Source organism: Acinetobacter populi, assembly GCF_002174125.1.
Taxonomy (GTDB): domain Bacteria; phylum Pseudomonadota; class Gammaproteobacteria; order Pseudomonadales; family Moraxellaceae; genus Acinetobacter; species Acinetobacter populi.
Genome location: NZ_NEXX01000001.1, coordinates 335,043 through 359,700, shown reverse-complemented (window position 1 = coordinate 359,700; position 24,658 = coordinate 335,043). Strand labels below are relative to the sequence as shown.

At 40.1% G+C, this 24,658-nt stretch carries 24 protein-coding genes; 15 read left to right on the top strand and 9 right to left on the bottom strand.

The window, feature by feature from the left end; genetic code table 11:
- Positions 1-37 precede the first annotated feature (37 nt).
- Positions 38-2,797 carry a DNA polymerase I gene (gene polA, locus CAP51_RS01600; RefSeq protein WP_087618984.1) on the bottom strand — a complete coding sequence of 920 codons (2,760 nt, stop codon included), beginning with the start codon at positions 2,795-2,797 and terminating at the stop codon, positions 38-40.
- 152 nt (positions 2,798-2,949) lie between these two features.
- Here polA and CAP51_RS01595 point away from each other — a divergent pair, with 152 nt between their 5' ends.
- Positions 2,950-5,745 (top strand): DUF2339 domain-containing protein, encoded by a 2,796-nt coding sequence (locus tag CAP51_RS01595; protein WP_087618983.1) that lies wholly within the window; start codon positions 2,950-2,952, stop codon positions 5,743-5,745.
- A gap of 128 nt (positions 5,746-5,873) precedes the next feature.
- Here the strand turns inward: CAP51_RS01595 and CAP51_RS01590 are convergent, their stop codons facing one another.
- Positions 5,874-6,788, bottom strand: a complete 915-nt coding sequence (locus tag CAP51_RS01590; RefSeq protein ID WP_087618982.1) for a mechanosensitive ion channel family protein — start codon at positions 6,786-6,788, stop codon at positions 5,874-5,876.
- An 8-nt stretch (positions 6,789-6,796) separates the two neighbouring features.
- Positions 6,797-7,609 carry a hypothetical protein gene (locus tag CAP51_RS01585; protein WP_087618981.1) on the bottom strand — a complete coding sequence of 271 codons (813 nt, stop codon included), beginning with the start codon at positions 7,607-7,609 and terminating at the stop codon, positions 6,797-6,799.
- Between the two features lie 101 nt (positions 7,610-7,710).
- Between CAP51_RS01585 and gspE the strand changes: the two genes are divergently transcribed.
- From gspE to CAP51_RS17585, 4 genes are all read left to right on the top strand, one after another.
- Positions 7,711-9,195, top strand: coding sequence for a type II secretion system ATPase GspE (gene gspE, locus CAP51_RS01580; protein ID WP_425426723.1), 1,485 nt, complete (start codon positions 7,711-7,713; stop codon positions 9,193-9,195).
- A 75-nt stretch (positions 9,196-9,270) separates the two neighbouring features.
- Complete coding sequence (locus tag CAP51_RS01575) at positions 9,271-9,522, top strand: ribbon-helix-helix domain-containing protein (protein WP_087618980.1); 252 nt, start codon at positions 9,271-9,273, stop codon at positions 9,520-9,522.
- Positions 9,500-9,913 (top strand): type II toxin-antitoxin system VapC family toxin, encoded by a 414-nt coding sequence (locus CAP51_RS01570; RefSeq protein WP_087618979.1) that lies wholly within the window; start codon positions 9,500-9,502, stop codon positions 9,911-9,913. The genes CAP51_RS01575 and CAP51_RS01570 overlap by 23 nt, the downstream gene beginning before the upstream one ends.
- Complete coding sequence (locus CAP51_RS17585) at positions 9,900-10,028, top strand: hypothetical protein (protein ID WP_281249235.1); 129 nt, start codon at positions 9,900-9,902, stop codon at positions 10,026-10,028. The genes CAP51_RS01570 and CAP51_RS17585 overlap by 14 nt, the downstream gene beginning before the upstream one ends.
- 5 nt (positions 10,029-10,033) lie before the next feature.
- Here CAP51_RS17585 and CAP51_RS01565 read toward each other — a convergent pair whose 3' ends face one another.
- On the bottom strand, positions 10,034-10,270 hold the full coding sequence (locus tag CAP51_RS01565; RefSeq protein WP_087618978.1) for a helix-turn-helix domain-containing protein: 237 nt from the start codon (positions 10,268-10,270) through the stop codon (positions 10,034-10,036).
- A 152-nt stretch (positions 10,271-10,422) separates the two neighbouring features.
- Here CAP51_RS01565 and CAP51_RS01560 point away from each other — a divergent pair, with 152 nt between their 5' ends.
- Positions 10,423-10,764, top strand: a complete 342-nt coding sequence (locus CAP51_RS01560) for a hypothetical protein (RefSeq protein WP_087618977.1) — start codon at positions 10,423-10,425, stop codon at positions 10,762-10,764.
- Between the two features lie 651 nt (positions 10,765-11,415).
- Entirely contained in the window at positions 11,416-11,874 is a 459-nt protein-coding gene (locus CAP51_RS01550) for a hypothetical protein (RefSeq protein WP_087618976.1), read from the top strand.
- Between the two features lie 242 nt (positions 11,875-12,116).
- Here the strand turns inward: CAP51_RS01550 and CAP51_RS01545 are convergent, their stop codons facing one another.
- A complete protein-coding gene (locus tag CAP51_RS01545; protein ID WP_087618975.1) occupies positions 12,117-12,368 on the bottom strand; it encodes a hypothetical protein in 252 nt (83 codons plus the stop codon).
- 140 nt (positions 12,369-12,508) lie between these two features.
- Here CAP51_RS01545 and CAP51_RS01540 point away from each other — a divergent pair, with 140 nt between their 5' ends.
- Together CAP51_RS01540 and CAP51_RS01535 are read left to right on the top strand one after the other, a co-directional pair.
- Positions 12,509-13,120: a LexA family protein gene (locus tag CAP51_RS01540; protein ID WP_087618974.1), complete on the top strand. Its 612-nt coding sequence runs from the start codon at positions 12,509-12,511 to the stop codon at positions 13,118-13,120.
- A gap of 7 nt (positions 13,121-13,127) precedes the next feature.
- Entirely contained in the window at positions 13,128-14,420 is a 1,293-nt protein-coding gene (locus CAP51_RS01535) for a Y-family DNA polymerase (RefSeq protein ID WP_087618973.1), read from the top strand.
- A gap of 70 nt (positions 14,421-14,490) precedes the next feature.
- Here CAP51_RS01535 and CAP51_RS01530 read toward each other — a convergent pair whose 3' ends face one another.
- Both CAP51_RS01530 and CAP51_RS01525 read right to left on the bottom strand, forming a co-directional pair.
- Positions 14,491-15,177 (bottom strand): LrgB family protein, encoded by a 687-nt coding sequence (locus tag CAP51_RS01530; protein WP_087618972.1) that lies wholly within the window; start codon positions 15,175-15,177, stop codon positions 14,491-14,493.
- 45 nt (positions 15,178-15,222) lie between these two features.
- A complete protein-coding gene (locus CAP51_RS01525; RefSeq protein ID WP_087618971.1) occupies positions 15,223-15,645 on the bottom strand; it encodes a CidA/LrgA family protein in 423 nt (140 codons plus the stop codon).
- Positions 15,646-15,787: 142 nt separating this feature from the next.
- Here CAP51_RS01525 and CAP51_RS01520 point away from each other — a divergent pair, with 142 nt between their 5' ends.
- Complete coding sequence (locus CAP51_RS01520) at positions 15,788-16,696, top strand: LysR family transcriptional regulator (RefSeq protein WP_087618970.1); 909 nt, start codon at positions 15,788-15,790, stop codon at positions 16,694-16,696.
- A gap of 97 nt (positions 16,697-16,793) precedes the next feature.
- On the opposite strand, the gene argG is transcribed toward CAP51_RS01520, so the two are convergent.
- Complete coding sequence (gene argG / locus CAP51_RS01515) at positions 16,794-18,152, bottom strand: argininosuccinate synthase (protein WP_087618969.1); 1,359 nt, start codon at positions 18,150-18,152, stop codon at positions 16,794-16,796.
- Positions 18,153-18,459: 307 nt separating this feature from the next.
- On the opposite strand from argG, the gene CAP51_RS01510 reads away from it, so the two are divergent.
- The 4 genes from CAP51_RS01510 (at position 18,460) to CAP51_RS01495 (ending at position 21,927) form a co-directional block, all read left to right on the top strand.
- Entirely contained in the window at positions 18,460-20,358 is a 1,899-nt protein-coding gene (locus CAP51_RS01510; RefSeq protein ID WP_087618968.1) for a bifunctional metallophosphatase/5'-nucleotidase, read from the top strand.
- Positions 20,359-20,556: 198 nt separating this feature from the next.
- Positions 20,557-20,682, top strand: coding sequence for a type B 50S ribosomal protein L36 (gene ykgO / locus CAP51_RS01505; protein ID WP_087618967.1), 126 nt, complete (start codon positions 20,557-20,559; stop codon positions 20,680-20,682).
- Between the two features lie 109 nt (positions 20,683-20,791).
- A complete protein-coding gene (locus CAP51_RS01500; protein ID WP_087618966.1) occupies positions 20,792-21,271 on the top strand; it encodes a copper resistance protein NlpE in 480 nt (159 codons plus the stop codon).
- A 209-nt stretch (positions 21,272-21,480) separates the two neighbouring features.
- Positions 21,481-21,927: a hypothetical protein gene (locus CAP51_RS01495; RefSeq protein ID WP_087618965.1), complete on the top strand. Its 447-nt coding sequence runs from the start codon at positions 21,481-21,483 to the stop codon at positions 21,925-21,927.
- Between the two features lie 91 nt (positions 21,928-22,018).
- Here CAP51_RS01495 and metK read toward each other — a convergent pair whose 3' ends face one another.
- Positions 22,019-23,185, bottom strand: coding sequence for a methionine adenosyltransferase (gene metK, locus CAP51_RS01490; protein ID WP_087618964.1), 1,167 nt, complete (start codon positions 23,183-23,185; stop codon positions 22,019-22,021).
- A 322-nt stretch (positions 23,186-23,507) separates the two neighbouring features.
- On the opposite strand from metK, the gene CAP51_RS01485 reads away from it, so the two are divergent.
- Complete coding sequence (locus CAP51_RS01485; RefSeq protein ID WP_087618963.1) at positions 23,508-24,653, top strand: acyl-CoA dehydrogenase family protein; 1,146 nt, start codon at positions 23,508-23,510, stop codon at positions 24,651-24,653.
- Positions 24,654-24,658 lie beyond the last annotated feature (5 nt).

Here is a 24,658-nt window from a genome sequence, read left to right as displayed (position 1 = left end):
TTGTGCAGGTTTTTTTATGGTCTAAATTTAATTACTGTTAATGTGCTTCATCCCAATTCTGACCCTGTCCAACATCGACAACGAGCGGTACTGTCAGTTGTACGACATTTTGCATGGCATCTTGTAGGATCGGTTTAAGTTCATCGGCATAGTCCTGATCGACTTCAAGCACCAGTTCATCGTGAACCTGAAGGAGCAATAAACTGCGCTGATGGTCAATTTTCTTTTCCACTTCAATCATCGCCATTTTGATAATGTCTGCTGCACTACCTTGTAGTGGGGCATTGATGGCAGCACGTTCGGCAGCTTTACGCACCATCATGTTACGCGCATCGATGTCCGGCGTATATAAACGGCGTCCCAATATGGTTTCTACAAAGCCCTGTTCATGTGCCAGTTGACGGGTGCGTTGCATATATTCATAGATGCCGGGATAGCGGTGGAAATATTGTTTGATATAGCTTTGTGACTCTGCGCGGGTAAAACCCAGTTGGCGAATCAAGCCAAATTCAGACATACCATACAATAAACCAAAATTCACAGCTTTGGCCTGACGGCGTTGATCTGCGGTGACATCTTCCAGTGCAATGCCAAGAACTTCTGCGGCAGTGGCACGATGAATATCTTTACCTTCAATAAATGCCTGAACCAGTGCAGGATCCTGTGAAAAATGTGCCATCAAACGCAGTTCAATCTGGGAATAATCGGCAGCCATCAACACCCGACCTTGTGGGGCAATAAAGGCTTTGCGAATCTGGCGACCAATTTCACCACGAATTGGGATATTTTGCAGGTTTGGATCAGATGAGGATAATCGGCCAGTGGTGGTGACGGCCTGATGATAGCTGGTATGTACGCGATGCGTTGTCTGGTCGGCTTGTATTACCAGACGATCAGTATAGGTGCTTTTTAATTTTGCCAGCGTGCGATAGTCGAGAATCAGTTGCACAATCGGATGATCAATTTTTTCCAGTACCGATTCACTAGTACTGTACTGACCACTGGTGGTTTTTTTGCCGCCTTTAATACCGAGTTTATCAAATAACACTTCGCCCACTTGTTTAGGGGAGGCGATATTAAATTGTTCACCAGCCATTTCCATGACCTGTTTTTCAAAACCTTGCATGTCCTGATTGAATTCATCACTCAGTTTATGCAAAAACTCTGGATCTAACTGTATGCCCTGATTTTCCATTCCGGTTAGAACCTGTGCAACTGGTAGTTCGACACGCTCAAGCAGGAGTTTTAATTCTGGATTGGCAGCCAGTTTTTCTGATAGGACTTCATATAAACGATAGGTAACATGTGCATCTTCGGCAGCATAAGGTGCAGCAGTTTCCAGTGGAATCTGGTTAAAGGTCAGTTGTTTAACCCCTTTACCTGCAATTTGTTCGAAAGTTGTGGTCAGATGGCTAAGATACACTCGGGCAACATCGTCCATGTTATGGCGTGTTGCTGTTGGATTGAGCACATAGGAGGCCAGCATGGTATCAAAAATCCAGCCTTGTAATTGGATACCGTGGTTGGTAAAAATGTGCGCATCATATTTAAGATGATGGCCAATTTTGCCAATGGCAGGATTTTCAAGAATTGGTTTGATCTGTGCCAGAATGGCTTCACGATTTAGCTGTTCAGGTGCGCCTTCATAATCATGGGTAAACGGAACGTAATAGGCGTCTTGTTGATCAAATGCCACAGAAAAACCAACCATTTCTGCAATACGATAATCTAGGCTGGTGGTTTCAGTATCAATAGCAAACTGTTTGGCTTGTGTCAGACGTTCAAATAATGCATCCCAATCTTGCTGGGTCAAAATGGTATGGTACGTTGCTTTGCCGAGTTGATCTTCAGAACTTGTTAATTGTGTCGTGGTTTCTGCCACAACTGCATCGGATTTGCTGGTACTTGCACTTTTTTCCAGACTTTTATTTCTTGGGTTATTCGGATTGTTCGGATGTTCAAGAGATTGAAGCTGGGTCCGGAATTCAAGTTCAGTATAGAGGCGTTTTAATTCGTTTGAATTGGGTTCGCCCAGTTTTAGGTCTTCCCAACTTAAGTTCAATTCAAGCCCGGTAATGATGGTCGCAAGTTGATGATCCACTCTGATATTATCAACATTGTCTTTAATATTTTGTCCGACTTTGCCTTTGATCTGATCGGCATTGGCAATAATATTATTGAGTGTGCCAAATTCATTGAGCAGTTTTGCTGCGGTTTTTGCGCCAATACCAGGAACACCCATAATGCCGTCCGACGCATCGCCCATAAGGGTCAGATAATCGACAATCTGATGTGGATGCACGCCAAATTTTTCAAAAACACCTTGTTCATCCAATACCCGTTCTTTAAAGCTGTCTTCTAGCGTGACATTGGGATTGACCAGTTGTGCCATATCTTTGTCACCGGTAGAGATTAGCACCTGATGACCTTCCAGTAACGCTTGTTGGGTGAGTGTGCCAATAATATCGTCAGCTTCTACTCCAGCAAGACTAAACAGGGGAATTCCCAGTGCACGGATTAAATCGTGTAGATAAGGGATCTGTTCACCCAGTTCATCCGGCATACTTGGGCGGTCGCCTTTGTAAATCGGGGAAAGTTCATGACGAAATGTTGGTTCTGGTGTATCAAAAATAACCGCCATATGGGTTGGATTGACGCGTCGCATCAGTTTCTGAATGGCGGCAGATGCACCACGAACTGCGTTGGTGTGTAAACCCTGAGAAGTGGTCAATAAAGGAATGGCGTGAAAAGCCCGAAAAAGAAAGTATGATCCATCGACCAATACAAAAGGTGGCATGTTTTATATCCCAAAACTGAATTTTTAAATTGTCCTATAGTGTACTGTAATCTGGCGTGTTAAACGACACTGAAACAATAAGACATATTGTAATTGGCGCGGGCATGTTAAATTATTGTGCAATATCTACATTATAAAAATTTAGAACGCCTATGCAACAACAGCAACCCGAACACAACATTTCAGGTTTATTGAAAATCCCGCAAGCATATTGGGCCAGAAATATATCGGTTATATTGATCCTTCTTGTCTTTTGGCAATTTTTTACTGGCGGTGGCAATAACGTACTATTTCCTATAATGGGTTTGGTTGTATTGCTGATTGTGGCAAATTTATTCGAACAACAGCAACGACAAATACAGTCTTTGCAACAACAGCTTTTTGACTTACAACAACATCTATCCAATCTACCCGCTAAAGATCAGATTTTCTCTGATACAACGCAAGCGACAACTACAGGACAAGCATCAGCAAAGCCTTTGCAATCTGCACCTACTTTGCACGGTACAGAAGATCAATTAGCGGATGAGTCCATACAAGGCAATGAAATATTACCCATTAACCCCAAACCATTATCAGATCAGGTTGCAGTTCCGGTTATGGTATCCCAACCCAGAGATGATGCAGATACTTTAAAAGAACTCAAAGCTGTAACCTCCTTATGGCATACAGCGATTGACTGGTTTAAAGGTGGTAATAGCATTGTTCGGATTGCCATTGTGGTGTTATTGATTGGGGTGGTGTTATTGCTGCGTTTTGCCAGTGAATATTGGCAACTTACTTTATCTGCAAGAATGGCTGCAATTGCTGCCGGTGGTTTTGCACTCACTGCTTTGGGCTATGTGTTGCGTAAAAAGCGTTTTGAGTATGCGATTAGCTTGCAAGGGGCAGGCTTGGGAATTGTTTTTTTAGTGCTGTTTAGCGCATTTCATCTGCATGTCATTGCATCTATCAGTCTGGCTTATTTAAGTTTGATCGCTTTACTGGCTGCAACATTGGTATTGGCCTTGCGGCAAAATGCCTTGATTTTGGCTTTTATTGCCTTGGGCAGTGGTTTTGTGGCGCCTTTTATTTTAAACACTGGAAGTAATAATGTTGCTGCAATGATGGCGTACTATTTTGTGTTGAATAGTGCGCTGGCTGTCATTGCTTGGTTTAAACCGTGGCGTATTCTCAATACCGTGGCATTATTAATGACTTTTGGGATTGGTGGATTTGCGGTCTGGTTTAATGCCGAGCCTGAACAGTATTTTCAGATTAGTTGTTGGGTCTGGTTGATTTTTGCCTTATATCTGTTTATTTCGATTCGATATAGTCAATTAATCATTCAGTTTGATCAAAAATTCAGTGATATTCCTTTCATTGATAGTACTCTTATTTTTGCTACGCCTTTTATGGCTTTTAGTCTATATGCCGGTTTGGTAGATTCTGATGGTCAGGCTTTAAGTATTGCCAGCGCAATTTTGGCAGTAGTGTATTTGAGTATTGGTTTTGTCCTGCATCGTAAGGTTCACCAGTTAACAATTCTAGCCCAATGTTTTTATGGACTCGGTTTGGTATTTTTGGCATTAATTTTACCATTTGCCTTTGATGCTTACTGGAGTAGTGTTGGCTGGGCAATTCATGGTGCCGTGGTACTGTATTTAGGCTGGCGATATAACATTATCAATGCCCGATATTTTGGTACGGCTTTATTACTTGCCAGTGGGATTGCAACACTCTATGCCGGTGTTCTGGATCAGCGTACTGTATTGTTTGCTTCAAGTGTATTGATGGTGAGCTATGCTTTTGCTGCATATTGCTTAAGATATGCGTTACAAACACGGGATCGCTCTGCCTTTGAACAGGTTTTCTCGATTCTGTTTATGACTCTGTCGTTTGCGATTGCGCCATATGTGTATCAACACACCGTTGCGCATTTATCTTGGCAAATGAATTTTATCAGTTTGCCATTGTTATTGTGGTTTTTGTTGTTGAGTGGATGGTACTGGTTAAAACATAAAATATTTGATCAAACGTGGTCGCTTATTGGTTTTACCATTCTGGTTTTGAGCACATTATTGACGCTGATACATGTCATTGACCATACAGATTTACTGGTGCTTTACCAGCTTAATATGGCCGAACGATATCAATTATTCTGGGTGAGTCTTTTGTGGTTGGCTGGCTTTTCGGTCTTTATCCAGTCGGAAAATGCTACGACAACATCTGCCAGAATTTGGCAAAATGCTATTCTTGCTACCCTTGCCGTGTTCTTTTTAGGTGCATTGGGCGCAGTATGGTCAAATTCATTTACATCAATCTATTTATGGACGCTTGTGCCGATTGTCGTGTTTGCCATCACACTGTTTGTTGAAAGATATCAGGGCTTACAGTCGTATTGGGTTGGCAATCCCGGCATCATTGTGATTGGGCTGCTATGGCTCTGTTATATCTCTGCCTTGCATAACGGACAATGGGATTTGCCTTATGTGATGTTATTGAATCCGATTGATTTAAGCAGTTTATTATTATTTGCAATCATCACCTATGCGATTCGACCATTCTTAATACAAGGGCAGCGAGAGCTGCAAATTGTGAGTGCTGCCAGTATCTTGTTTGTGGGGCTGTTTCTGATCAGCAGCTTATTGTTGCGGGTTTTATATCATTATGCTGATTTGCCATATTGGTCACAGCAGGCCTGGGTCAATAGCACAGTACAAACCTGTCTGACTATTTTATGGGCCAGTGTTGCTTTGGTATTGACTTCACTGGCCAGTCGAAAATCTTGGCGTTATATCTGGATGCTGGGAATTGCGGTATTGGCGCTGGTGATTCTAAAACTGATTTTCCTTGATCTGTCACATAGCCATACTTTAACCCGTATTGTTTCTTTTATCGGTAGTGGTTTGATTATGCTGGTGATTGGTTATTTTGCACCATTACCGCCAAAGGCAAAATCGCATTAAAAAAGGTCTATGATATAAAACCATTTGATGCTGCTGTAAATATTTAGACTAAGATTTATTATTAGCTATGTATCGGACCTTGCAATATGTCAAATCAAAAATATTGCAAGGTAAAAATTCACAGTCCGTTATCGTGGTTCGCGTTTGATTTCTTCTTTATTGGCATATTGATCAATATCTTCATTTGTTAATGGTGCTGTCTGTCGTTCTACCAGTCCCATTTTGGGAATTGGGATTTCAATATCATTGTCAATAAAACCATTGCGTATGCGTTCCTGCATTTCATCATGAACCTGAATATAATGTTTTTGCAAAGTCCAGACCGTGAATAATAACTCAATTGAGGATTCCCGAAAGGCGGTTACTGCAACCATGGGACGCGGTTCATCCAGTACCAGTGAGTAATTATCCGCAACATCAATCATAACCTGACGTACTTTGACGATATCCTCATGAAAATTAATAAATAAGGTGATCGGAATACGCCGTATGGGAAAGCGGGTTAAATTATAAAACGGTGCCCGAATCAATTGTTCATTCGGGACACGGATAAAGGTATTATCCAGTGTCTGGAGTTTGACCGAAAGTAGATCTATCGAAAGTACTTTTCCCTCAATGGTATGGCCACGAATCAAGGTCAGTTGAATGGTATCACCGACTTCAAACGCACCTTCACCAATTAGAAATAAACCGCTGATCAGGTTGGAGGCAGAGGTTTGGGATGCAAAACCCAATGCAACCGTTAAAATCCCTGCCGCCCCTAAAAATACGCTAAGTTTAAATCCGGCTTCTCTTAAGCTGGCAATCAGAAACAGAATAAAAATAAAATAAAAAATTCCCCGTCGCCAAATCAGGCGTTGATGTAAATTTAGTCTGGAACCGATAGTTGCAGTAAAGGTATTACTGATGACGCGAGCAATAAAAAAACCGATAAAGGCAAATAAAATTGCAAATAAAATTTCCTGAAAGCGATCTGTACTTAAACCATTCACAAAATTTTTGAGAGTGCCGAGGATTTGTTCCGTGATGTTTAATTCAGCCATGTTTATCCCTAGAAAAGTGATTCAAACATATTGGTAATAAACCCGGCACTTTCAGTCCGTGCAGGTTGTATATACGTTACTTCGCCGGCCATTGGCGGGGTACGGGTTTCAATGCGAATACGTGGCGGGCGGTCAATACTGTCCTGATAAACCTTAATTTCCGAAGTCCATAAACGTCCGGTTTCTTCACTGTGAAATAAGGGCAGTGAATGCACAGGCACATTAATTCGTTCAAGTCGCATCTGTTGATTACTGTCATTATAGAAATGAATCGGGGTAATGGCACGAAAAGCACGTGGTTTTAACAGCTTGAGATCGGTACTGCCATCAACAGGGGTGGCATAGCACAGCTGACCTTCCATTTTACTCATCCCAAACCAAGTGTCTTTGGGGCGAATCACAGGGAAATCAAACAGAGGTTTTTTTTGATTATCGACAATGCCACAAATCCATAACGGCGTGCTGATAAATAACGAAGCACGTTGACCTGCCGGAATATAGATTGGTTGTACTGGTTTAATCACCACTGAACGGTCTGCAAGCCGAGGCAATAAAAAAATCTTTTCTCCAGTACGATTGAACATATAACGCTCAAATAAAATCGGCGCAGGAAATAATTCGTCAGGATCCAGCTTTTGCCAATCCTGCTGGCTTTCGTGTTGATTCTGTGGGCGATGATATTCGATACGCCATTCTTTTTCGTTACGAATCAAACGGAAATAGAGCGAACCAAAACGCCATGAATAGGCCTGATGCAGGGAAAAATGGAACTCTCCCCACCATTTTAAATCTGTTTCAACATGGTCTAATTTATCCAACATCACACCCGATGAATATATAGAAAAAAGAATTTTGTCTTCACCTTATAACATAGTTCAAGTACACTCAAGTAAGCTAATTCATTAGATTTTTGCAAATACCCATGCTTAGACAAACCCAAATCCCTTATAGTTTTGCGAAACGCCATGGTGTGTTATTTCAATTTGATGGCGATCAAACAAATATAATCCGTTGTCAGCACACACCTTTTGAAGCCTTGCAGGAAGCCCGACGGTTTCTGGGGCATTCTGCACATTATCAGCTTGTATCTGATCAGGATTTCCAGAAAATATTAAGTGCAGCCTTTGCCGGTGATACTGGTGAGTCACAACAAGTCGCAGCCGGATTAGAAGATCATCCGGATTTACTCAGCCTTGCCGATCAAGTGCCTGAGATGGAAGACCTGATGGATCAGGAAGATGATGCACCGATTGTTCGACTGATTAATGCCTTATTGTCTGAGGCGATTCGTGTTAATGCATCGGATATTCATGTCGAGGTTTTTGAAAAACGTCTTTCCGTGCGCCTACGTGTGGATGGACAATTAAGAGAAATTGTACAGCCGCGTCGGGAACTTGCACCGTTACTCGTTTCTCGGATCAAAGTTATGGCAAGACTGGATATTGCCGAAAAACGTATTCCGCAAGATGGTCGTATCTCACTACGTTTGGCAGGTCGGGAAGTAGATGTGCGTGTGTCGACCTTGCCATCGAGTCATGGTGAACGTGTGGTAATGCGACTGCTGGATAAACAGGCGGGTCGATTAAACATGACCCATTTAGGCCTGATGGCAGATGATTACCAACGTCTAAGTTATCTGGTCCATCGCCCACATGGCATCATTTTGGTAACCGGACCAACCGGCTCTGGTAAAACCACCACATTGTATGCAGCCTTATCTGATCTGAATGACAATACCCGAAATATTCTAACTGCCGAAGATCCAATCGAATATCAACTTGAAGGTATCGGACAAACACAGGTCAATACCAAAGTAGATATGACGTTTGCTCGTGCCTTAAAAGCCATGTTGCGTCAAGATCCAGATGTGGTGATGGTCGGGGAAATCCGGGATCTGGAAACGGCTGAAATTGCAGTACAGGCTTCTTTAACAGGTCATTTGGTACTTTCAACTTTACACACCAATACCGCAATTGGTGCAGTCACGCGATTAAAAGATATGGGGATCGAGCCCTTTCTGTTATCCAGTTCTTTAATTGGTGTTGTGGCACAGCGCTTGGTACGAACATTGTGTTCACATTGTTTGCAATGGAAAGATGCAGATGAGCATGAACAACAATTGTTTGAGCAGATGGAACATAGTACACCATTGAAAATTCCACATCCTGTAGGCTGTGACAAATGTAATCAATCCGGATTTAGCGGACGAACTGCAATATACGAAGTGGTGCCGATTGATGATCATATGCGCCGCTTGATCCATGGCAATGCGGCTGAGTATGAACTGGAAAATTATGCCCGAAAACAATCGCAATCGATTCGCCACGATGGCTTAAGAAAAGTGCTGGCAGGCAAAACCACTGTAGAAGAAGTATTAAGAGTGACCAATCAAGAGGAGATAGTATAATCAGTTTATCTAGCTTGACTTGGATAATATTTAAGCTTATATTTTGTATTACAGATGTAATACGGAGCGATTGGTATGCTTACAGTTCGTTTACCACCTGATTTAGAGCAGAGATTGGTTGCATTTGCGCGTTATCAACACAAGTCAAAATCAGAAGTAATTAAAGAAGCACTGGAAAAAATGCTGGCTCAGGAACAGGTTCCACAGGATTCCTATACCTTGGGTGAAGCATATTTTGGTCGTTATGAGAGTCATGATGGTACTTTGTCAGTGACCTATAAGGATAAACTCAAAGGCAAATTAAATGCTAAATTTGATTCTCATTGATGCTGGACCATTGATTGCACTTTTTGACCGGAGTGATCATTACCATACAAGAATCAAGGCATTTTTAAAGCAAGGGAAGTATAAGTTAATAACCACAACAGCGGTTATGACAGAAGTGCTACATATGATTGATTTTAATGTAAATGTACAAATTGATTTTTTAGAATGGGTCGCACATGAAGGGGTGTTACTGCAAGAAATTTCACAAAAAGATATTTTCCGTATCATTGAGCTCAGTAAAAAATATAGTGATCGACCAATGGATTTTGCTGATGCAACACTAGTGATTGCTGCGGAAAAAACAGGCGTTAGGAAAATTATCAGCATTGATGCCGATTTTGATATTTATCGTTTGCCGAATAAAGTCAGGATTGAAAATGTTTTTAGTTAGTGGTCTTACAGAATGGTCACAATTAATTTGCCATCATGGCTTAAGAAAAGTGCTGGCAGGCAAAACCACTGTAGAAGAAATATTAAGAGTGACCCATCAGGAAGAAGTGGTTTAACACGATTAATCTTCCTTGATCTGCTGTGATGGTGGCTCTAAAAGTGTAGAGGCAGGTACGCCAAGCGTATCTGCCAGTTTATAAATATTAATTAAAGCAATGTTGCGTTTTCCTCTTTCGACTTCACCTAAATAACTTCTGGCTATGCCACATTCCAAGGCTAATTTCTCTTGAGAAATTCCTCTGATTTTTCGTAATTCTTTTAAACGCAAGCCAAATAGGGTTAGGGGGCTATCTTCCATATCATCACATGTACAAATAAAAATGATATTAGGAGTACACGCTCTATAAGACCACGCCCTATAGAAGCACGTGATATAAGAACACACTTTATAAGTGACATTTTTTGATTTTGTTGTTATAGTAATCCTCAATTATTTTAAGAGATTGTATTGTGAAAAAAATTGTATTGTTGATGGGGCTTGTTTTAACAAGTTATGCTTTTGCAGAAACAAAAATTCCTATGACTGATAGTTATTATAAAGGTAAGTATTTTTTGTTAAGTAATACCAAAAGCAATAATTTGAATATTGTGGTTTATAAAAGTGTATTTAAATCTGAGACAGTTTTTTCAAAAATGGAAATAAACTGTTCAACTGGGAAATATAGAAAAATTGGCGAGGGGATTGATAGTTTAAGTGATCTTACATTATTCAGTAATAAAGGAAATTGGATTTCACCAGTTAATGGTGCCACTCATGATGATGTCGTTAGATTCGTATGTAAGCGTAAGTAGTTGAGAGCATAGAATGGCTGGACAAGAAGTTTATTGTCATAACTGCAAAAAATGCAGTACATCAAAAGCTAAAGGAAGTGGCTGGATTACACTTGTATTAATTTTATTCTATATTATTCCCGCCGTTATTTATTCCATTTGGTGAAACTCTGGATTTGGTGTGTGTGGGATATGTGGAAGTGAAAATATTATTGATCGTAAATTAAAACCTACTCCAAAAATCAATCAACAGCCTATAAATCAATGTCTTCCACCGCCTTTACCACAAGAAAATGTAAATCAAGTTAATTGTCCAGATTGTAGAGAATTAATAAGATTCGATGCTAGAAAGTGCAAACATTGTGGTTCCTATATTAAAGAAAAATTACTGTAATAAGACCTTTAACGGTTATACCATTGAGTTGATTAAACAAGTCAATGGCAATTTACAAACATCCCATTTAAATGCGAGTCAATTTTAAGATAATTCTATGGATAGAGTTCCTTTGGCTTGTCTATATGGTATTTTTTAAATTTTTTTATAAGTGATCGATTTTAAAATTAAATTTATAGTTTCCCTGTTTTTATAAGTTATGATGGAAGAGAGTCAAAATTAGCAAAGAGACGAGATTTATCGTTTTATTATTGATATTTAAATAGAAGGTGAATGCTATGACCAATGATTCGCATATAAACAAAGAAAAGGCTGTGACTGTGGTATCGGCACCTCATGGTTTTTTTTATGGTGATAAATATCCTGAAATACAGGTGAAAAAGTATAATACAAGTGCAGAGGCCCTATCTGAACTTTTTTGGCACTATCATCGTAATGAGGCATTACAAGCTTTTATTATAGATGAGAGTGGTCAGGTGATTAATGATATTCATCAGCTGAAAAATACAATGGGTTTAGCTACAAGAAGTGTTTATGGTATACAAGCCATAACGGAACAAGGTGAATTAATTGTTTCGGAAGAAGTCTCCAAATTACATTCGGGTTGTACTGTTCCTACACTAGACGAAGCTTTAGATATAGCAAATAGAATATTAGAAGCAGGCTATCATGTGAAAGTTGGCCTGCCTAATGGCACAGTATTATATAAAGCGGATATTGAAAAGTATCAATCCTAATGCGAGTTGAAATATTTACTTTGTATTTATGTCCTATATTTTAATTGGCATGATTCATTATGTTTAAATATAGAAATAAATTAAATAACGATAGTTTTAAGTATTATAAAATCTATGCTCATCGTATTGGATAATACAAAATATGATCTTCAAACTAGTTACACATCGGGCAATTGTCAAAGCTTGAGAGATGTTTATTTATCACATCAATAGACATTGCCCATATTGATCATCTATAAGATTTAAGCAATCAATGTCGAATCTACAGCAAGCGGTTGCAATCCTTTTACGATATTTTGAAAATCTGAGCCATTAAGCCAAAAGGATTTTTTTAAGAATAATGTCATCATGATGTTTTCTGCATCATCACTTTCGGGATCTGGACAGAATAAACCGTAACAGTTACCTAGAACAGTGTTATTCTCGATAAAACGAATATAGTAGGCATGTTGTTCATTGGCATAGCCGAGAATGGCATCACGTTGAGTATTCATTGTCGTTCTCCATATCATCAAATTTAGATTTGATCTGATAATTGCATTGTTATGTAAAATTTATCTTTCGTCAACTTGAATTTGTAACTTTTTCAAGTTATGATGATTTCGATTGATAAAACAGACAATTAGGAGGCATGATGTCCAATGCAGGTAAAAATGAGCATGGCGGTGCCAGAGCCAATGCTGGACGTAAAGCCAAATTTCAGGAACCGACCAAAGTCATTCGTGTACCGGAGTCACAGGTTGCTTTTATCAAAAAGTGGTTACTGGAAAATGTCAAAAGTGGCAATTTGATCGATTTTAATTCCTCGATCAAAGCCAAACCTGTACAGCCGAATCCTAATAAAACCTATCATATTCCGCTGGCAACGGAACGTGTTGCCGCAGGTTTTCCTTCACCAGCACAGGATCATGTTGAGCAGGCACTGGATTTAAATGAATACCTGATTCGTAATGAAAATGCTACGTTTATCGTCAAGGCCAATTCCTTATCCATGTTGGGAGCCGGCATTGATATTGATGATCCATTAATTGTTGATCGTAGTATTCCTGCCAAAGCAGGGGATATTGTCATTGCTATGGTTGATACCGAATTTACTGTCAAACGGCTGATGGTTGATCATCATTTCGATCCGCCCAAAGTCTGGTTAAAAGCTGAAAATCCTGAATTTCAGAATATCTATATTGAAGAAGGTCAGGAATTGGTGATCTGGGGTGTGGTTACTTATAACTTAAAACGTATGCGGTAATGTTGTCATGGCAGCGCAACGTATCTTTGCCTTGATTGATATTAACAATGCATATGTGTGTTGCGAGCGGGTGTTTGATCCCAAACTTCATAATCGTCCTGTAGTGGTTCTATCTAATAATGATGGCTGTGTGGTTTCCCGATCTGTAGAAGCCAAGGCGATTGGCATTAAGATGGCTGTACCGTTATTTCAGATTCAACATTTGATTAAGCAGCATCAGGTCGCAGTACTGTCTAGCAATTATGCATTGTATGCCGAAATGTCCAGACGGTTTATGAACATCTTAGGTAGTTTTGTTGGTGAGGGTGAACAGGAAATCTATTCTATTGATGAATGTTTTCTGGAATTAACCGGGCAGTATTGTTATCCATTAAATGATTATGCAAAAACTATTTTAGACACCATAAAAACATGGCTAGGGTTAGAATGCTGTATCGGGATTGGTTATTCCAAAACACAAGCCAAACTCGCCAATCATCTTGCCAAGACTTACCCATCATTCGATGGAATCTGTAATATTGTAGATGAAGATCCCTGCATTATCGAAGATTTGTTAAATAATACATCGGTTGGTGAAGTCTGGGGTGTGGGGCGAAAAATTAAAAAACGGTTAGAACAATTTAATATTCATTCAGTCATGGATTTAATTCAGGCAGATGAAAAACAATTAGGCAAACATTTTTCAGTGATGCTGGAAAATACAGTGCGGGAATTACAAGGTACGGCTTGTATCGAAATCGAAGACCAACAGATTGATCGTCGGCAAATTATCAGTAGTCGAAGTTTTGGTCACCCGATCAAGGATCATCATAGTTTAAGTGAAGCATTGACTGAATTTAGCCTAAGAGCAGTAGAGCGTTTACGACAACAAAAGCTATTGTGTAAAACGGTGGGAATCAGTATTCGTACTAGTCGCTTTCAACAGAATGATTATTTTCATCCTTATATGATGGTTCATTTACAGGATTATAGTGATGATGTGCTGGAAATTAATCAGGCGGTTCAGCAGGGATTAAATCGAATTTTTAAGGCGGGATATATTTATAAAAAGGCTGGCGTATTATTACTGGATATTATTCCACGGCAACAGCATGCACCGGATTTATTTTTTGATCCCGACAAAAGAATACAGCGTGAAAAATTGTCTGATATGCTGGAAAAAATGAATAAAAAATTCGGCAAGGATACGCTGGTGCCGGGACGATTAGTTAGCTTGAAACCCAAGCTGTGGGCAATGAATCAGAATCATCGCTCACCAGCTTATTTAACCCGATGGGGAGAGTTATTACGGGTAAATTGATGTATTGTACAATGGAATATATGAAGAAAACTTAAACATATCATCAGTGAATATTTTAACGACGAGATGTTTAAACCAGAAATAAATGAATCAGACTTGGTCCAACCAACACCATTAAAATTCCTGCAATCACCATGGTCAAACTGGCAATAACACCTTCCTCATTATCACGTTGTTGGGCGCGGGCAGTACCAAAACCATGTGCGCCATTACCAAAGGCCGCACCATTGGCAATATTGGAACGGACATGGGTTAATGCCAGAATCAAGTCACCAAAAATCATACCCACCAGACCAGTAATCACAGTAAATAAGGACACCAATGTGGCCGAACCGTGTAAATCCTGTGCCAGAACAATGGCAAAAGGGGTAGAGATCGAACGTGCCATTAAACTGCTGGTGACTTCTGAATCAAAGTGGAACAATTGTGCCATGGCATACGCACTATAGACACCAACACTCATACCGACAAAAATGGCAACAGATAACACCAGAATATGTTTTTTAATGATGTCACGATGCCGATAAATTGGTACGGCAAATGCGACGGTTGCAGGTCCGAGCAGGTTGACAATCCACTGAGTATCCTGTGCATAGGTTTGATAGGAAATACCAAAAATAAACATCAGGATAATGGTTAAGGTCGGCACAGTAATCGCTGGTGATAACCATACTTTGGTATGTTTCTGATAGATTTTTTTGGCAATCATATAGGCCACAATTGTCCAGACTAAACATGCAACTGCCCAGATATTCATGCTGTACTCCTTAAGGTTTTAATGGCGTGTTTTTATTGCTGTAAGTCATGGTTGGTCAATATGATGCAGACGTTTGCGGACATGCCAGTATTTTTTGAAACGATACAGATAATGAATGGTCAAACTGGTACTCACCATCACCAGCATCGTACCGACACCAATGCTCAGTACCAGTTGCCAGCCTTCAGTCATGAATAATTCTTTGTATTGCACAACAGCGACGACAATCGGTAAGAAAAATAACACCAGTTCTCTTAAAATGACTTGTGCGCCAGTTTCGACATACTGGATTTTGATTATTCCCAGTAATAAACAGGCCAGAAGTACAAACATGCCTAAAATACCGGAGGAAATCGGAATATTTAAAACTTTATTCAATACATCGCCAATCAGCCAGAAACCTGCCAATAAGGCAAGTTGTCCGATTAGTCTGACTAAACTTTTAAAGTAATTCTGAGAAAGATTCATGGTCGGTATGGATGATCGTTATAGATTGATTTGATAGTTGTATGTTAAGGCGAACTTAATATGGTGAATATGAATTATATAGTTTAAAATTATGCATAAACAGAATAATTATTTTGTGCTTGCCAAGTGATGGGGTGTGATTATGGTTTCTCTCAAATTATTACAGTGTTTTGTGACGCTGGTAGACACGAAAAGTTTTACCAGAACCGCAGAGCTTTTATATTTGACCCAGCCAACCATCAGTAAAAACTTGCAACAACTGGAACAAGAGCTACAAGTTGAGTTATTGGTTAAGTCAGATCACGCTAGAAAGCGTCAAATCGAATTGACGGAAATCGGGGAGCGTATTTACCAACATGCGCTAGAGATGTTGCAAATTGAGCATGATTTGCGACAGGACATTAAAAATTATAGTGCGCTGAAAGTTGGGACTTTACAGATGGGCGTGCCACCTTTGGGGGCACAGTTATTGACATCGGCTTTATTCGAATTTCATCGGCAATGGCCACAAATCAAACTATCATTTCTGGAAGTCGGCTCCAAAGGCATCGAACAGGCATTATTGAATAATGAACTGGATGTGGGCGTTTTACTGGAACCAATTCAGCATGATATTTTTAATCATGTCGAGCTCTGTGATTATCCGCTGATGGTGGTACTACGCCATGATTCGCAATGGGCCAAGCGCAGCAGCATTGCGTTGGAAGAATTACGCCATCAGGCATTTCTTTTGTTTCAGGAAAACTTTTCTTTAAATGAAGTGATCTTAAATGCCTGTCTAGATAAAGGCTTTGAACCGAATATTGTCTGTCGTAGTAGTCAATGGGGATTATTGGCGGATATGGTCTATCAGCGTATGGGCGTGGCATTATTACCCAAATATTATACGCAAATGCTTGATCCGCAGAAATTCGCAGCTGTGACTTTGGAGCAGCCGGAAATTCGTTGGCATTTGGTGATGGCGTGGAAAAAGAATATGATTATATCGCCGGCAGTTGCGGCATGGATTGCGGTGCTTCGCCAACATTTTAAACAGCTAAAACGCGCCTGATTGCTGCTAATCCATGATTGGACAGATAATAAAAATGCTGCCATTTTAGGCAGCACTTTTACATTTATTTGAAATGAATCAGCTGGATGAAACAGAGTTATTTTTTCTTGTTTTCCAGTTGTGGAACCGCAGAACCTTGTGCAATCGACAATAAACCTGCGTTGGAATACAAACCGAGTTTGGCACGAGTATCGGTGATATCCAGATTACGCATGGTCAATTGACCAATACGGTCGGCTGGACTAAAGGTTGAATCACCTTTTTCCATGGTCAGACGTTCTGCTTCATAGGTCAGATTCGGTGATTCTGTATTTAAAATGGTGTAGTCGTTACCACGACGTAACTCAAGAGTCACTTCACCTGTAATCGCTTTGGCGATCCAGTGCTGTGCAGCTTCACGTAACATTAATGCTTGTGAATCGAACCAGCGACCCTGATAGAGTAAACGACCTAGACGCAAGCCATTGATACGATATTGCTCAATCGTGTCTTCGTTGTGAATACCTGTCAATAAACGTTCGTAGGTAATATGCAGTAAAGCCATCCCCGGTGCTTCATAAATCCCACGGGATTTGGCTTCGATGATACGGTTTTCAATCTGATCTGACATACCCAGACCATGACGACCACCAATGCGGTTCGCTTCCAGAATCAATTCCACAGGATTGTCAAAAGTGTGTCCATTTAATGCAACTGGCATACCTTCTTCAAAACGTACAGTAACTTCTTCCGCTTCGATTTTGACATCTTCTTTCCAGAACGCCACACCCATAATCGGTTCTACGATTTTGATACCGGCATTTAGATATTCAAGATCTTTTGCTTCGTGCGTTGCACCCAGCATATTTGAATCGGTAGAGTAGGCTTTTTCTTTTGACATTTTGTAGTCAAAGCCATTGTCGATCAAGAATTGTGACATTTCGGCACGGCCACCGAGTTCATCAATAAATGTTTGATCAAGCCATGGTTTATAAATTTTCAAATTTGGATTGGTCAATAAACCGTAGCGATAGAAACGCTCGATATCATTCCCTTTATAGGTCGAACCATCACCCCAGATATTGACATCATCTTCTTTCATGGCTGTAACAAGCATGGTACCTGTAACCGCACGACCTAGAGGTGTGGTATTAAAATAAGGTACACCGCCGGTATGAATATGGAATGCACCACACTGAATTGCGGCAATGCCTTCTAATGCAAGCTGTAAACGACAATCAACCAAACGTGCTTTTACTGCACCATAGTTTTCCGCTTTCTTTGGGATGGCATCATAATCATCTTCGTCGGGTTGACCAAGATTGGCAGTATACGCATAAGGTTCTGCACCTTTTTGTTTCATCCACAATAAAGCAGCAGAAGTATCCAGACCGCCAGAGAAGGCAATCCCAACTTTTTTCCCTACTGGTACATGCTGCAAGATAGTTGCATTATCAGTCATTGCTAGTCCTAACATTTTGAAGATAGACAACATTGCGAACAGTGTTGCCATGAAGAATTTAAAATTGCCGTATTATAACACTATTCAAATCGCTTGTTTTACTAAAAACAAGGCAAAACAATATTTCCCGGATTGATAGAATCACTGCGATCTTTTTCTGTGCAGAGTGAAGTTAAAGCAATATGGTTTGAGATAAGATCGAAGAATTTTTTCAGATAGATTTAAGTAATGTGAAGATTTTATTAATTGATTAAATTGTAATCTAATTTAAATATCTATCTTGCATGATGCATAAAATGACAATTTTTATGGCGGGGAAATTATGCAATATATTCATTATGGTAATAGTAAAAAATATCGGTTGCTCGGTTTGAGCCTGTTGCTGTCCAGTGCATTATTGGCAGGTTGTAATGACAACGATGACGATGAAGAAGAAATAGCGGCACAGCCACTGGAAATTAATATTCTGCATATCAATGACAGCCATTCACATCTGGATGAAGAAAGTACCACGTTTAACCTGCTGACTGCTGAGAATACACGGGAAGCGATTACCGTATTTCGTGGTGGATTTTCCCGTGTTACTGCTTTAATTAATGAGTTGGCAGAATCTGAGAAAAACCCAATCAAGATTCATGCGGGTGATGCGATAACTGGGGATTTGTATTTTACTCTTGGTGAAGGTAAGGCCGAGGCAGATTTAATGAATACTGTCTGCTTTGATACTTTTACTTTGGGGAATCATGAATTCGATAATGGCGATGAAGGCCTGAAAAAACTGATTGGTTTTTTAAATAATGGTACATGTAGCACACCAACACAAGTGTTAAGTGCCAATGTTGAATTTGGTGCCACATCACCGCTGTATAAAACTGATTTGGTAAAACCTTATACCATTATCGAAAAAGAAGGACAAAAAATTGGTTTAATTGGCTTAACCATCGCAGGTAAAACAAAAAATTCATCACGACCGAATGAAGATACCATTTTCTCTGATGAAGTGACCACCGCACAAAAGTATATTGACGAATTAAAAGCTCAGGGTATCAATAAAATTATTATTCAGTCACATATTGGCTATGATAAAGATCTGGAACTGGCGACCCAGCTTTCTGGTGTCGATGTCATCATTGGTGGTGATTCACATACTTTGCTCGGTGACTCTACCGCCATGACAAATTATGGTTTAACGCCGGAAGGTGCTTATCCAACCATCAGCAAAGATAAAGATGGTCATCAGGTTTGTATTGGACAGGCATGGCAATATGCTTATGTTGTGGGGCAAATGAAAGTCAATTTCGATGCCAATGGTGTGGTAACAGACTGTAGCGGTCGTCCAAATATGCTGCTGGGCGATCAGTTTAGCCGTGCCAGTGGTGCCACTTTAAGTTCCAGAGAAGTTGCGACCATAAAACAGGACATTACAAACAGCGGCTTCCTGAAGATCGTTCAACCAGATAGTAATGCAGATCGTGTCTTATTACCTTATGCTTCTGCAAAAGTGTTGTTCGGTAGTGAGCAGGTTGCGGTTGCAACCGAAAATTTATGCTTGCGTCGGGTACCGGGTACCACCAAGGATACGTCACGTTCTACACTGGGTGATGAATGTAATAAGAGTGACTTTGTGAATAAGCATGGCGGTGATGTACAGCAACTGGTTGCAGAAGCCTTTTTACAACAGGGTAAAAGCTATTTTAATGCTGATATTTCCATCCAAAATGGTGGCGGTGTCCGTATTGATTTACCCAATGGTAATATTACGGTGAATACTATTTATCAGGTGCTGCCATTTAAGAATACACTGGTTCAACTTTCCATGACTGGGGCAGAAATCAAGGCTGTACTTGAAGATGTGATGGATACCATTGCAACAGGGAGCACAGGGGGTTATCCATATGCTGGTGGATTGCGTTGGGATGTGGATTTAAGCCAGAGCAAGGGCAATCGTTTAAGTGGTCTTGAGGTTCGTGATGCCTCGGGCAATTATCAAACGCTGGATTTAAGCAAAACTTATCAGGTCATTACCATTGATTATCTGGCGGATGGTTCTGATGGCTTTACTAGCTTTGCCAATATCACAGGTAGCCGTCGTTCTGATGTGGGACTGGATTATGCCGAAGCATTCTTGCAATATGTTGAAAATCTAGAGGGTACAGCAGGGCAAAAACAATTATCCCGCCTTCCGGTTGAGTATTACAGTACTCAAAATTATAAAGAATAAAAGATTGATATCATTGCCAGTAGATCCAACGCCTTAGTTCTTGCTGGCAAAGATCAAAAAAGAATCCCTGAAAATACTTTGGGGATTTTTTGTTTATCCATCACAAGAAAATCTTGTTTAATGACATTAAAGCTTGCAGAGCATGAACAATAAATCTATAATTGAAATGTTATAATATAACATTAATCGGAGTTTAGCATGCAAGTCTTATCATCGTTAAAAAGTGCCAAAAAGCGTTCCAGTGATTGCCAAATCGTTAGAAGACGAGGCAAATTATTCGTGATTTGTAAATCCAATCCACGCTTTAAGGCGCGTCAAGGGTAATGATTGTTGTACAATTATTGATAAAGCAATACAAACCCATACAAAATCCCCCTTCATCGCTTAAGTTATTTTTTTACAATAGTATTTTTTAAATATAACGGATTAAGCGATGAATAAAATTTTTAGTCTGACCTGTGCTGTAACAGGCATTGTGATTTTGTCAGCATGTCATCACAGTAATAATGATAACTCTACAATACATCAGCCTACTGCTCAGGTGAATAGTCCTCAGCCTGCTACAACTGTGCCAGATCCGGCGCATACTGCCGAAAATTCTTTGGACTGGAATGGTACTTATCAAGGTGTTTTGCCTTGTGCCGATTGTCCAGGAATCAAAACAGTTTTAACACTTAATCTTGATAAAACCTATAGTCTGGAAGAAACTTATCTGGAGCGGCAGGTTAAACCTTTTGTTGCCAAAGGCACTTTTCAATTTGATAAAACCAATTCATCTTTAATTGTTCTCGATGGTGCAGCAGATAATCGTATATTTTTTATCGGTGAGGGTTTTGCCGAAGCACGTGCTTTAGATGGTTCAGCCATTAACGGACCGCTCAAGGCACATTATCAATTGACAAAAATAAACTAGATCACGGTTCAATGCAGATCGTACTGTATCTCAACTGATCCAATATGCCTGCGGGTATATTGGATTTTCAACATAATTCCACGACTAATAAACTTTCGATAAATGGTCATGTCTGACTTGCTTCATTGGTTAAAAATTGATAGTTTTGTTTTGTGGATGTCATGGTCATAACAATAATATCAGGGATAGCACATATCAGGGACAAAAGTATGGACGCATTTGTTAAGAACTGGTCTGCCGGATTTATCATGTTCGGATGTTTAACGACAACAGTGGTGTATGCAGTGGAGACCGTGCCAGATGAAAAACTGGCAAGTACGGCAAGTCAAAATGCTATTGTCAGTGCGTTAAGCAAAACCAATAAGACGAATTTTTTGATTGAAGAAGAGTTGCTGAAACGGGAAATGCCTGCTTATCAGTCGATTAAGTTATTGAATATACAGTATCCGAATAGTTTTGAGAAAGTAACAGCCACGCAAAAAGAGAATAGCACACAGGATTTTGGTTCCGAGCCGTATAGTTATCGTTGGGCTGGTAATTATCAGGATATTTATGATGTAAACAAATCGGGTCAGGTTTTTTTTAATCAACAGTCTGGTCATTATGAATTGAGCAATGTTCGAGGACTGGTCAGGGTAAATGTCGATACTTATTGATGCTGTTTTTGCAGGATTAATCGCACATTGAACATATGAATTTGGCTATAAAAAAACCTGCAAGTGCAGGTTTTTTCGGTTTATTGCGCTATTAAAGACCAGCGGCATCTTTTAATACTTGGGCTTTATCGGTTTGTTCCCATGTAAATGCATGTGCAGAACCTTCACGACCAAAATGACCATAGGTTGCTGTTTGCTTATACATTGGCTGTAACAGATCAAGCATGCGGGTAATACCATAAGGACGTAAATCAAAATGTTCACGAATCAAGGCAATAATGGTTTCTTCAGGAATTTTTGCTGTACCAAAAGTATTGATTGAGATTGAGGTAGGTTCGGCAACCCCAATCGCATAACTCACCTGAATTTCACATTTATCGGCAAGTCCGGCAGCCACAATATTTTTGGCCACATAACGACCAGCATAGGCAGCAGAACGATCCACTTTGGATGGATCTTTACCAGAGAATGCCCCACCACCATGGCGCGCCATACCGCCATAAGTATCAACAATAATTTTACGTCCAGTCAGACCACAGTCGCCTACAGGACCACCGATCACAAACAATCCGGTTGGGTTGATGTGAAATTTGGTATCGGCATGGAACATTTCATTGGGAATCACTTTTTTGATGATTTCCTCAATGACTGCTTCCTTTAAATCGGCTTGAGAAATTTCCGGATCATGCTGTGTGGAGAGTACCACTGCATCAAGACGTACAGGCATGCCATTTTCATAGGCGAATGTCACCTGACTTTTTGCATCGGGACGTAACCACGGTAAAATTCCCTGACGACGTAATTCGGCCTGTTTTTCCATTAAACGGTGAGCATAGGAAATCGGAGCAGGCATCAAGACTTCTGTTTCACGGCTGGCATAACCAAACATCAAACCCTGATCACCAGCACCCTGATCTTCAGGTTTTTGACGATCTACACCTTGAGCAATTTCGGGCGATTGTTTTCCGATCATATTGATTACGGCACAGGTTGAACCATCAAAACCCAGATCGGAATGATGATAGCCAATACCGTTCACGGTATGACGCACAACTGCTTCAACATCAATATTTGCCGTTGTCGTCACTTCACCAGCGAGAACGACTGCACCTGTTTTTACTAAAGTTTCGCAGGCGACACGTGCATATTTATCTTGTTCTAATATTGCATCAAGAATAGCATCACTAATTTGGTCAGCCATTTTGTCTGGATGACCTTCACTGACGGATTCAGAGGTAAATACAGCGTACTCGCGCATGGATATTCCAAAGTTAAATTTTAAAACCGCAATATAGTACAACGATCTGTGCTTTTAGACTAGGGCATGAACAGCAGAGCGTTATATAATTTATTGATTAACTATATGAAAAATATTAAGTATTGATAAATTCATCAGCTATGAAATTTTTTCATTTATTGATGAAAATTGTTATTGATGCAGTTAAGGACATAAAAAGTTGACCAAACAGTTCTGATTTTGTCCTGTATATGGGTAATGCACATTGAATATTTTTATGGCATGCTGGTGTAATGTTCATTGAATGAACAGTAGAATTTTAAATAAAGATAGGATAATCAAAATGTTAAAGCATGATGCAGATTTAGAGCTATTTCGTGATAATTTTCGTCGTTTTATGCAGGAACATATTGCACCGTATTATTTGCAGTGGGAAAAAGACGGCATAATGCCAAGAGAAATATGGACTAAACTTGGCGAAAATGGCTTTTTATGTGTGGATTTGCCGGAACAATATGGCGGATATGCCGTTCCAACCTATTATTCATTAATGCTGGTTGAGGAGTCTGCCAGAGCAGGCTATGGAGCATTATCGACAGCTATTTCCTGTCATTCCGAAATTGCAGCACCTTATATTCTACATATTGGTAATGAAGCGCAAAAACAATATTGGTTACCGCGCATGGTTACAGGCGAGGTAGTGGGTGCAATTGGGATGACCGAACCCGGTGCTGGTTCGGATTTACAGGCGATTCGTAGCAGTGCGATTTTACAACAAGACGATTATTATTTATTGAATGGTTCCAAAACCTTTATTTCCAATGGTCAGCATGCCGATCTGGTGATTTTAGCTGCAAAAACCGATCCTGCTGCCCGAGCAAAAGGTGTTTCTTTACTTATGGTGGACACACATCTGCCGGGCTTTAAGAAAGGAACCAATCTTGAGAAGATCGGGTTACATTCACAGGATACATCAGAATTATTTTTTGATCAGGTAAAAGTACCAAAGCAGCAACTGTTGGGTCAGGCTGGACAAGGCTTTGCTTATCTGATGCAGGAGTTACCCCGTGAACGTACAGCAATTGCAGCAACTGCTTTGGGGGCGATTCGTGGTGCGATTGATATTACCATTCGATATGTACAGGAACGTCAGGCTTTTGGCCAACCGATTGCTAAATTTCAGAATACCCGTTTTGTGCTGGCACAGGCCAAAATTGATGAGCAGGCAACCGCAGCATTTTATGAGCGCTGTCTTGAATTATATATGGCAGGGGAGATGGATGTACAAACAGCCGCAGCGATCAAGGCATTTTCAACCGATATGCAAATGAAAGTGACAGATCATTTATTACAGCTATTTGGTGGCTATGGTTATATGACGGAGTATCCAATTTCACGGTTCTTTGTCGATGCTCGTATTCAGCGTATCTATGGTGGAACCAATGAAATTATGAAAGAAATTGTCGCAAGGGATTTATTGGGTCGCTAAACTTT

Bases quoted from the DNA above. Each gene is read 5' to 3' on its own strand.
- CAP51_RS01590 (WP_087618982.1), bottom strand. From the start codon at position 6,788: ATGGCTGAATTAAACATCACGGAACAAATCCTCGGCACTCTCAAAAAT.
- ykgO (WP_087618967.1), top strand. From the start codon at position 20,557: ATGCAAGTCTTATCATCGTTAAAAAGTGCCAAAAAGCGTTCCAGTGAT.
- CAP51_RS01525 (WP_087618971.1), bottom strand. From the start codon at position 15,645: ATGAATCTTTCTCAGAATTACTTTAAAAGTTTAGTCAGACTAATCGGA.
- CAP51_RS01500 (WP_087618966.1), top strand. From the start codon at position 20,792: ATGAATAAAATTTTTAGTCTGACCTGTGCTGTAACAGGCATTGTGATT.
- CAP51_RS01535 (WP_087618973.1), top strand. From the start codon at position 13,128: ATGGCAGCGCAACGTATCTTTGCCTTGATTGATATTAACAATGCATAT.
- CAP51_RS01540 (WP_087618974.1), top strand. From the start codon at position 12,509: ATGTCCAATGCAGGTAAAAATGAGCATGGCGGTGCCAGAGCCAATGCT.
- CAP51_RS01595 (WP_087618983.1), top strand. From the start codon at position 2,950: ATGCAACAACAGCAACCCGAACACAACATTTCAGGTTTATTGAAAATC.
- polA (WP_087618984.1), bottom strand. From the start codon at position 2,797: ATGCCACCTTTTGTATTGGTCGATGGATCATACTTTCTTTTTCGGGCT.
- CAP51_RS01585 (WP_087618981.1), bottom strand. From the start codon at position 7,609: ATGTTGGATAAATTAGACCATGTTGAAACAGATTTAAAATGGTGGGGA.
- CAP51_RS01575 (WP_087618980.1), top strand. From the start codon at position 9,271: ATGCTTACAGTTCGTTTACCACCTGATTTAGAGCAGAGATTGGTTGCA.
- CAP51_RS01565 (WP_087618978.1), bottom strand. From the start codon at position 10,270: ATGGAAGATAGCCCCCTAACCCTATTTGGCTTGCGTTTAAAAGAATTA.
- CAP51_RS01545 (WP_087618975.1), bottom strand. From the start codon at position 12,368: ATGAATACTCAACGTGATGCCATTCTCGGCTATGCCAATGAACAACAT.
- metK (WP_087618964.1), bottom strand. From the start codon at position 23,185: ATGCGCGAGTACGCTGTATTTACCTCTGAATCCGTCAGTGAAGGTCAT.
- CAP51_RS01550 (WP_087618976.1), top strand. From the start codon at position 11,416: ATGACCAATGATTCGCATATAAACAAAGAAAAGGCTGTGACTGTGGTA.
- CAP51_RS01495 (WP_087618965.1), top strand. From the start codon at position 21,481: ATGGACGCATTTGTTAAGAACTGGTCTGCCGGATTTATCATGTTCGGA.
- CAP51_RS01570 (WP_087618979.1), top strand. From the start codon at position 9,500: ATGCTAAATTTGATTCTCATTGATGCTGGACCATTGATTGCACTTTTT.
- argG (WP_087618969.1), bottom strand. From the start codon at position 18,152: ATGTTAGGACTAGCAATGACTGATAATGCAACTATCTTGCAGCATGTA.
- CAP51_RS01520 (WP_087618970.1), top strand. From the start codon at position 15,788: ATGGTTTCTCTCAAATTATTACAGTGTTTTGTGACGCTGGTAGACACG.
- CAP51_RS01485 (WP_087618963.1), top strand. From the start codon at position 23,508: ATGTTAAAGCATGATGCAGATTTAGAGCTATTTCGTGATAATTTTCGT.
- CAP51_RS01530 (WP_087618972.1), bottom strand. From the start codon at position 15,177: ATGAATATCTGGGCAGTTGCATGTTTAGTCTGGACAATTGTGGCCTAT.
- CAP51_RS01510 (WP_087618968.1), top strand. From the start codon at position 18,460: ATGCAATATATTCATTATGGTAATAGTAAAAAATATCGGTTGCTCGGT.
- CAP51_RS17585 (WP_281249235.1), top strand. From the start codon at position 9,900: ATGTTTTTAGTTAGTGGTCTTACAGAATGGTCACAATTAATTTGCCAT.
- gspE (WP_425426723.1), top strand. From the start codon at position 7,711: ATGCTTAGACAAACCCAAATCCCTTATAGTTTTGCGAAACGCCATGGT.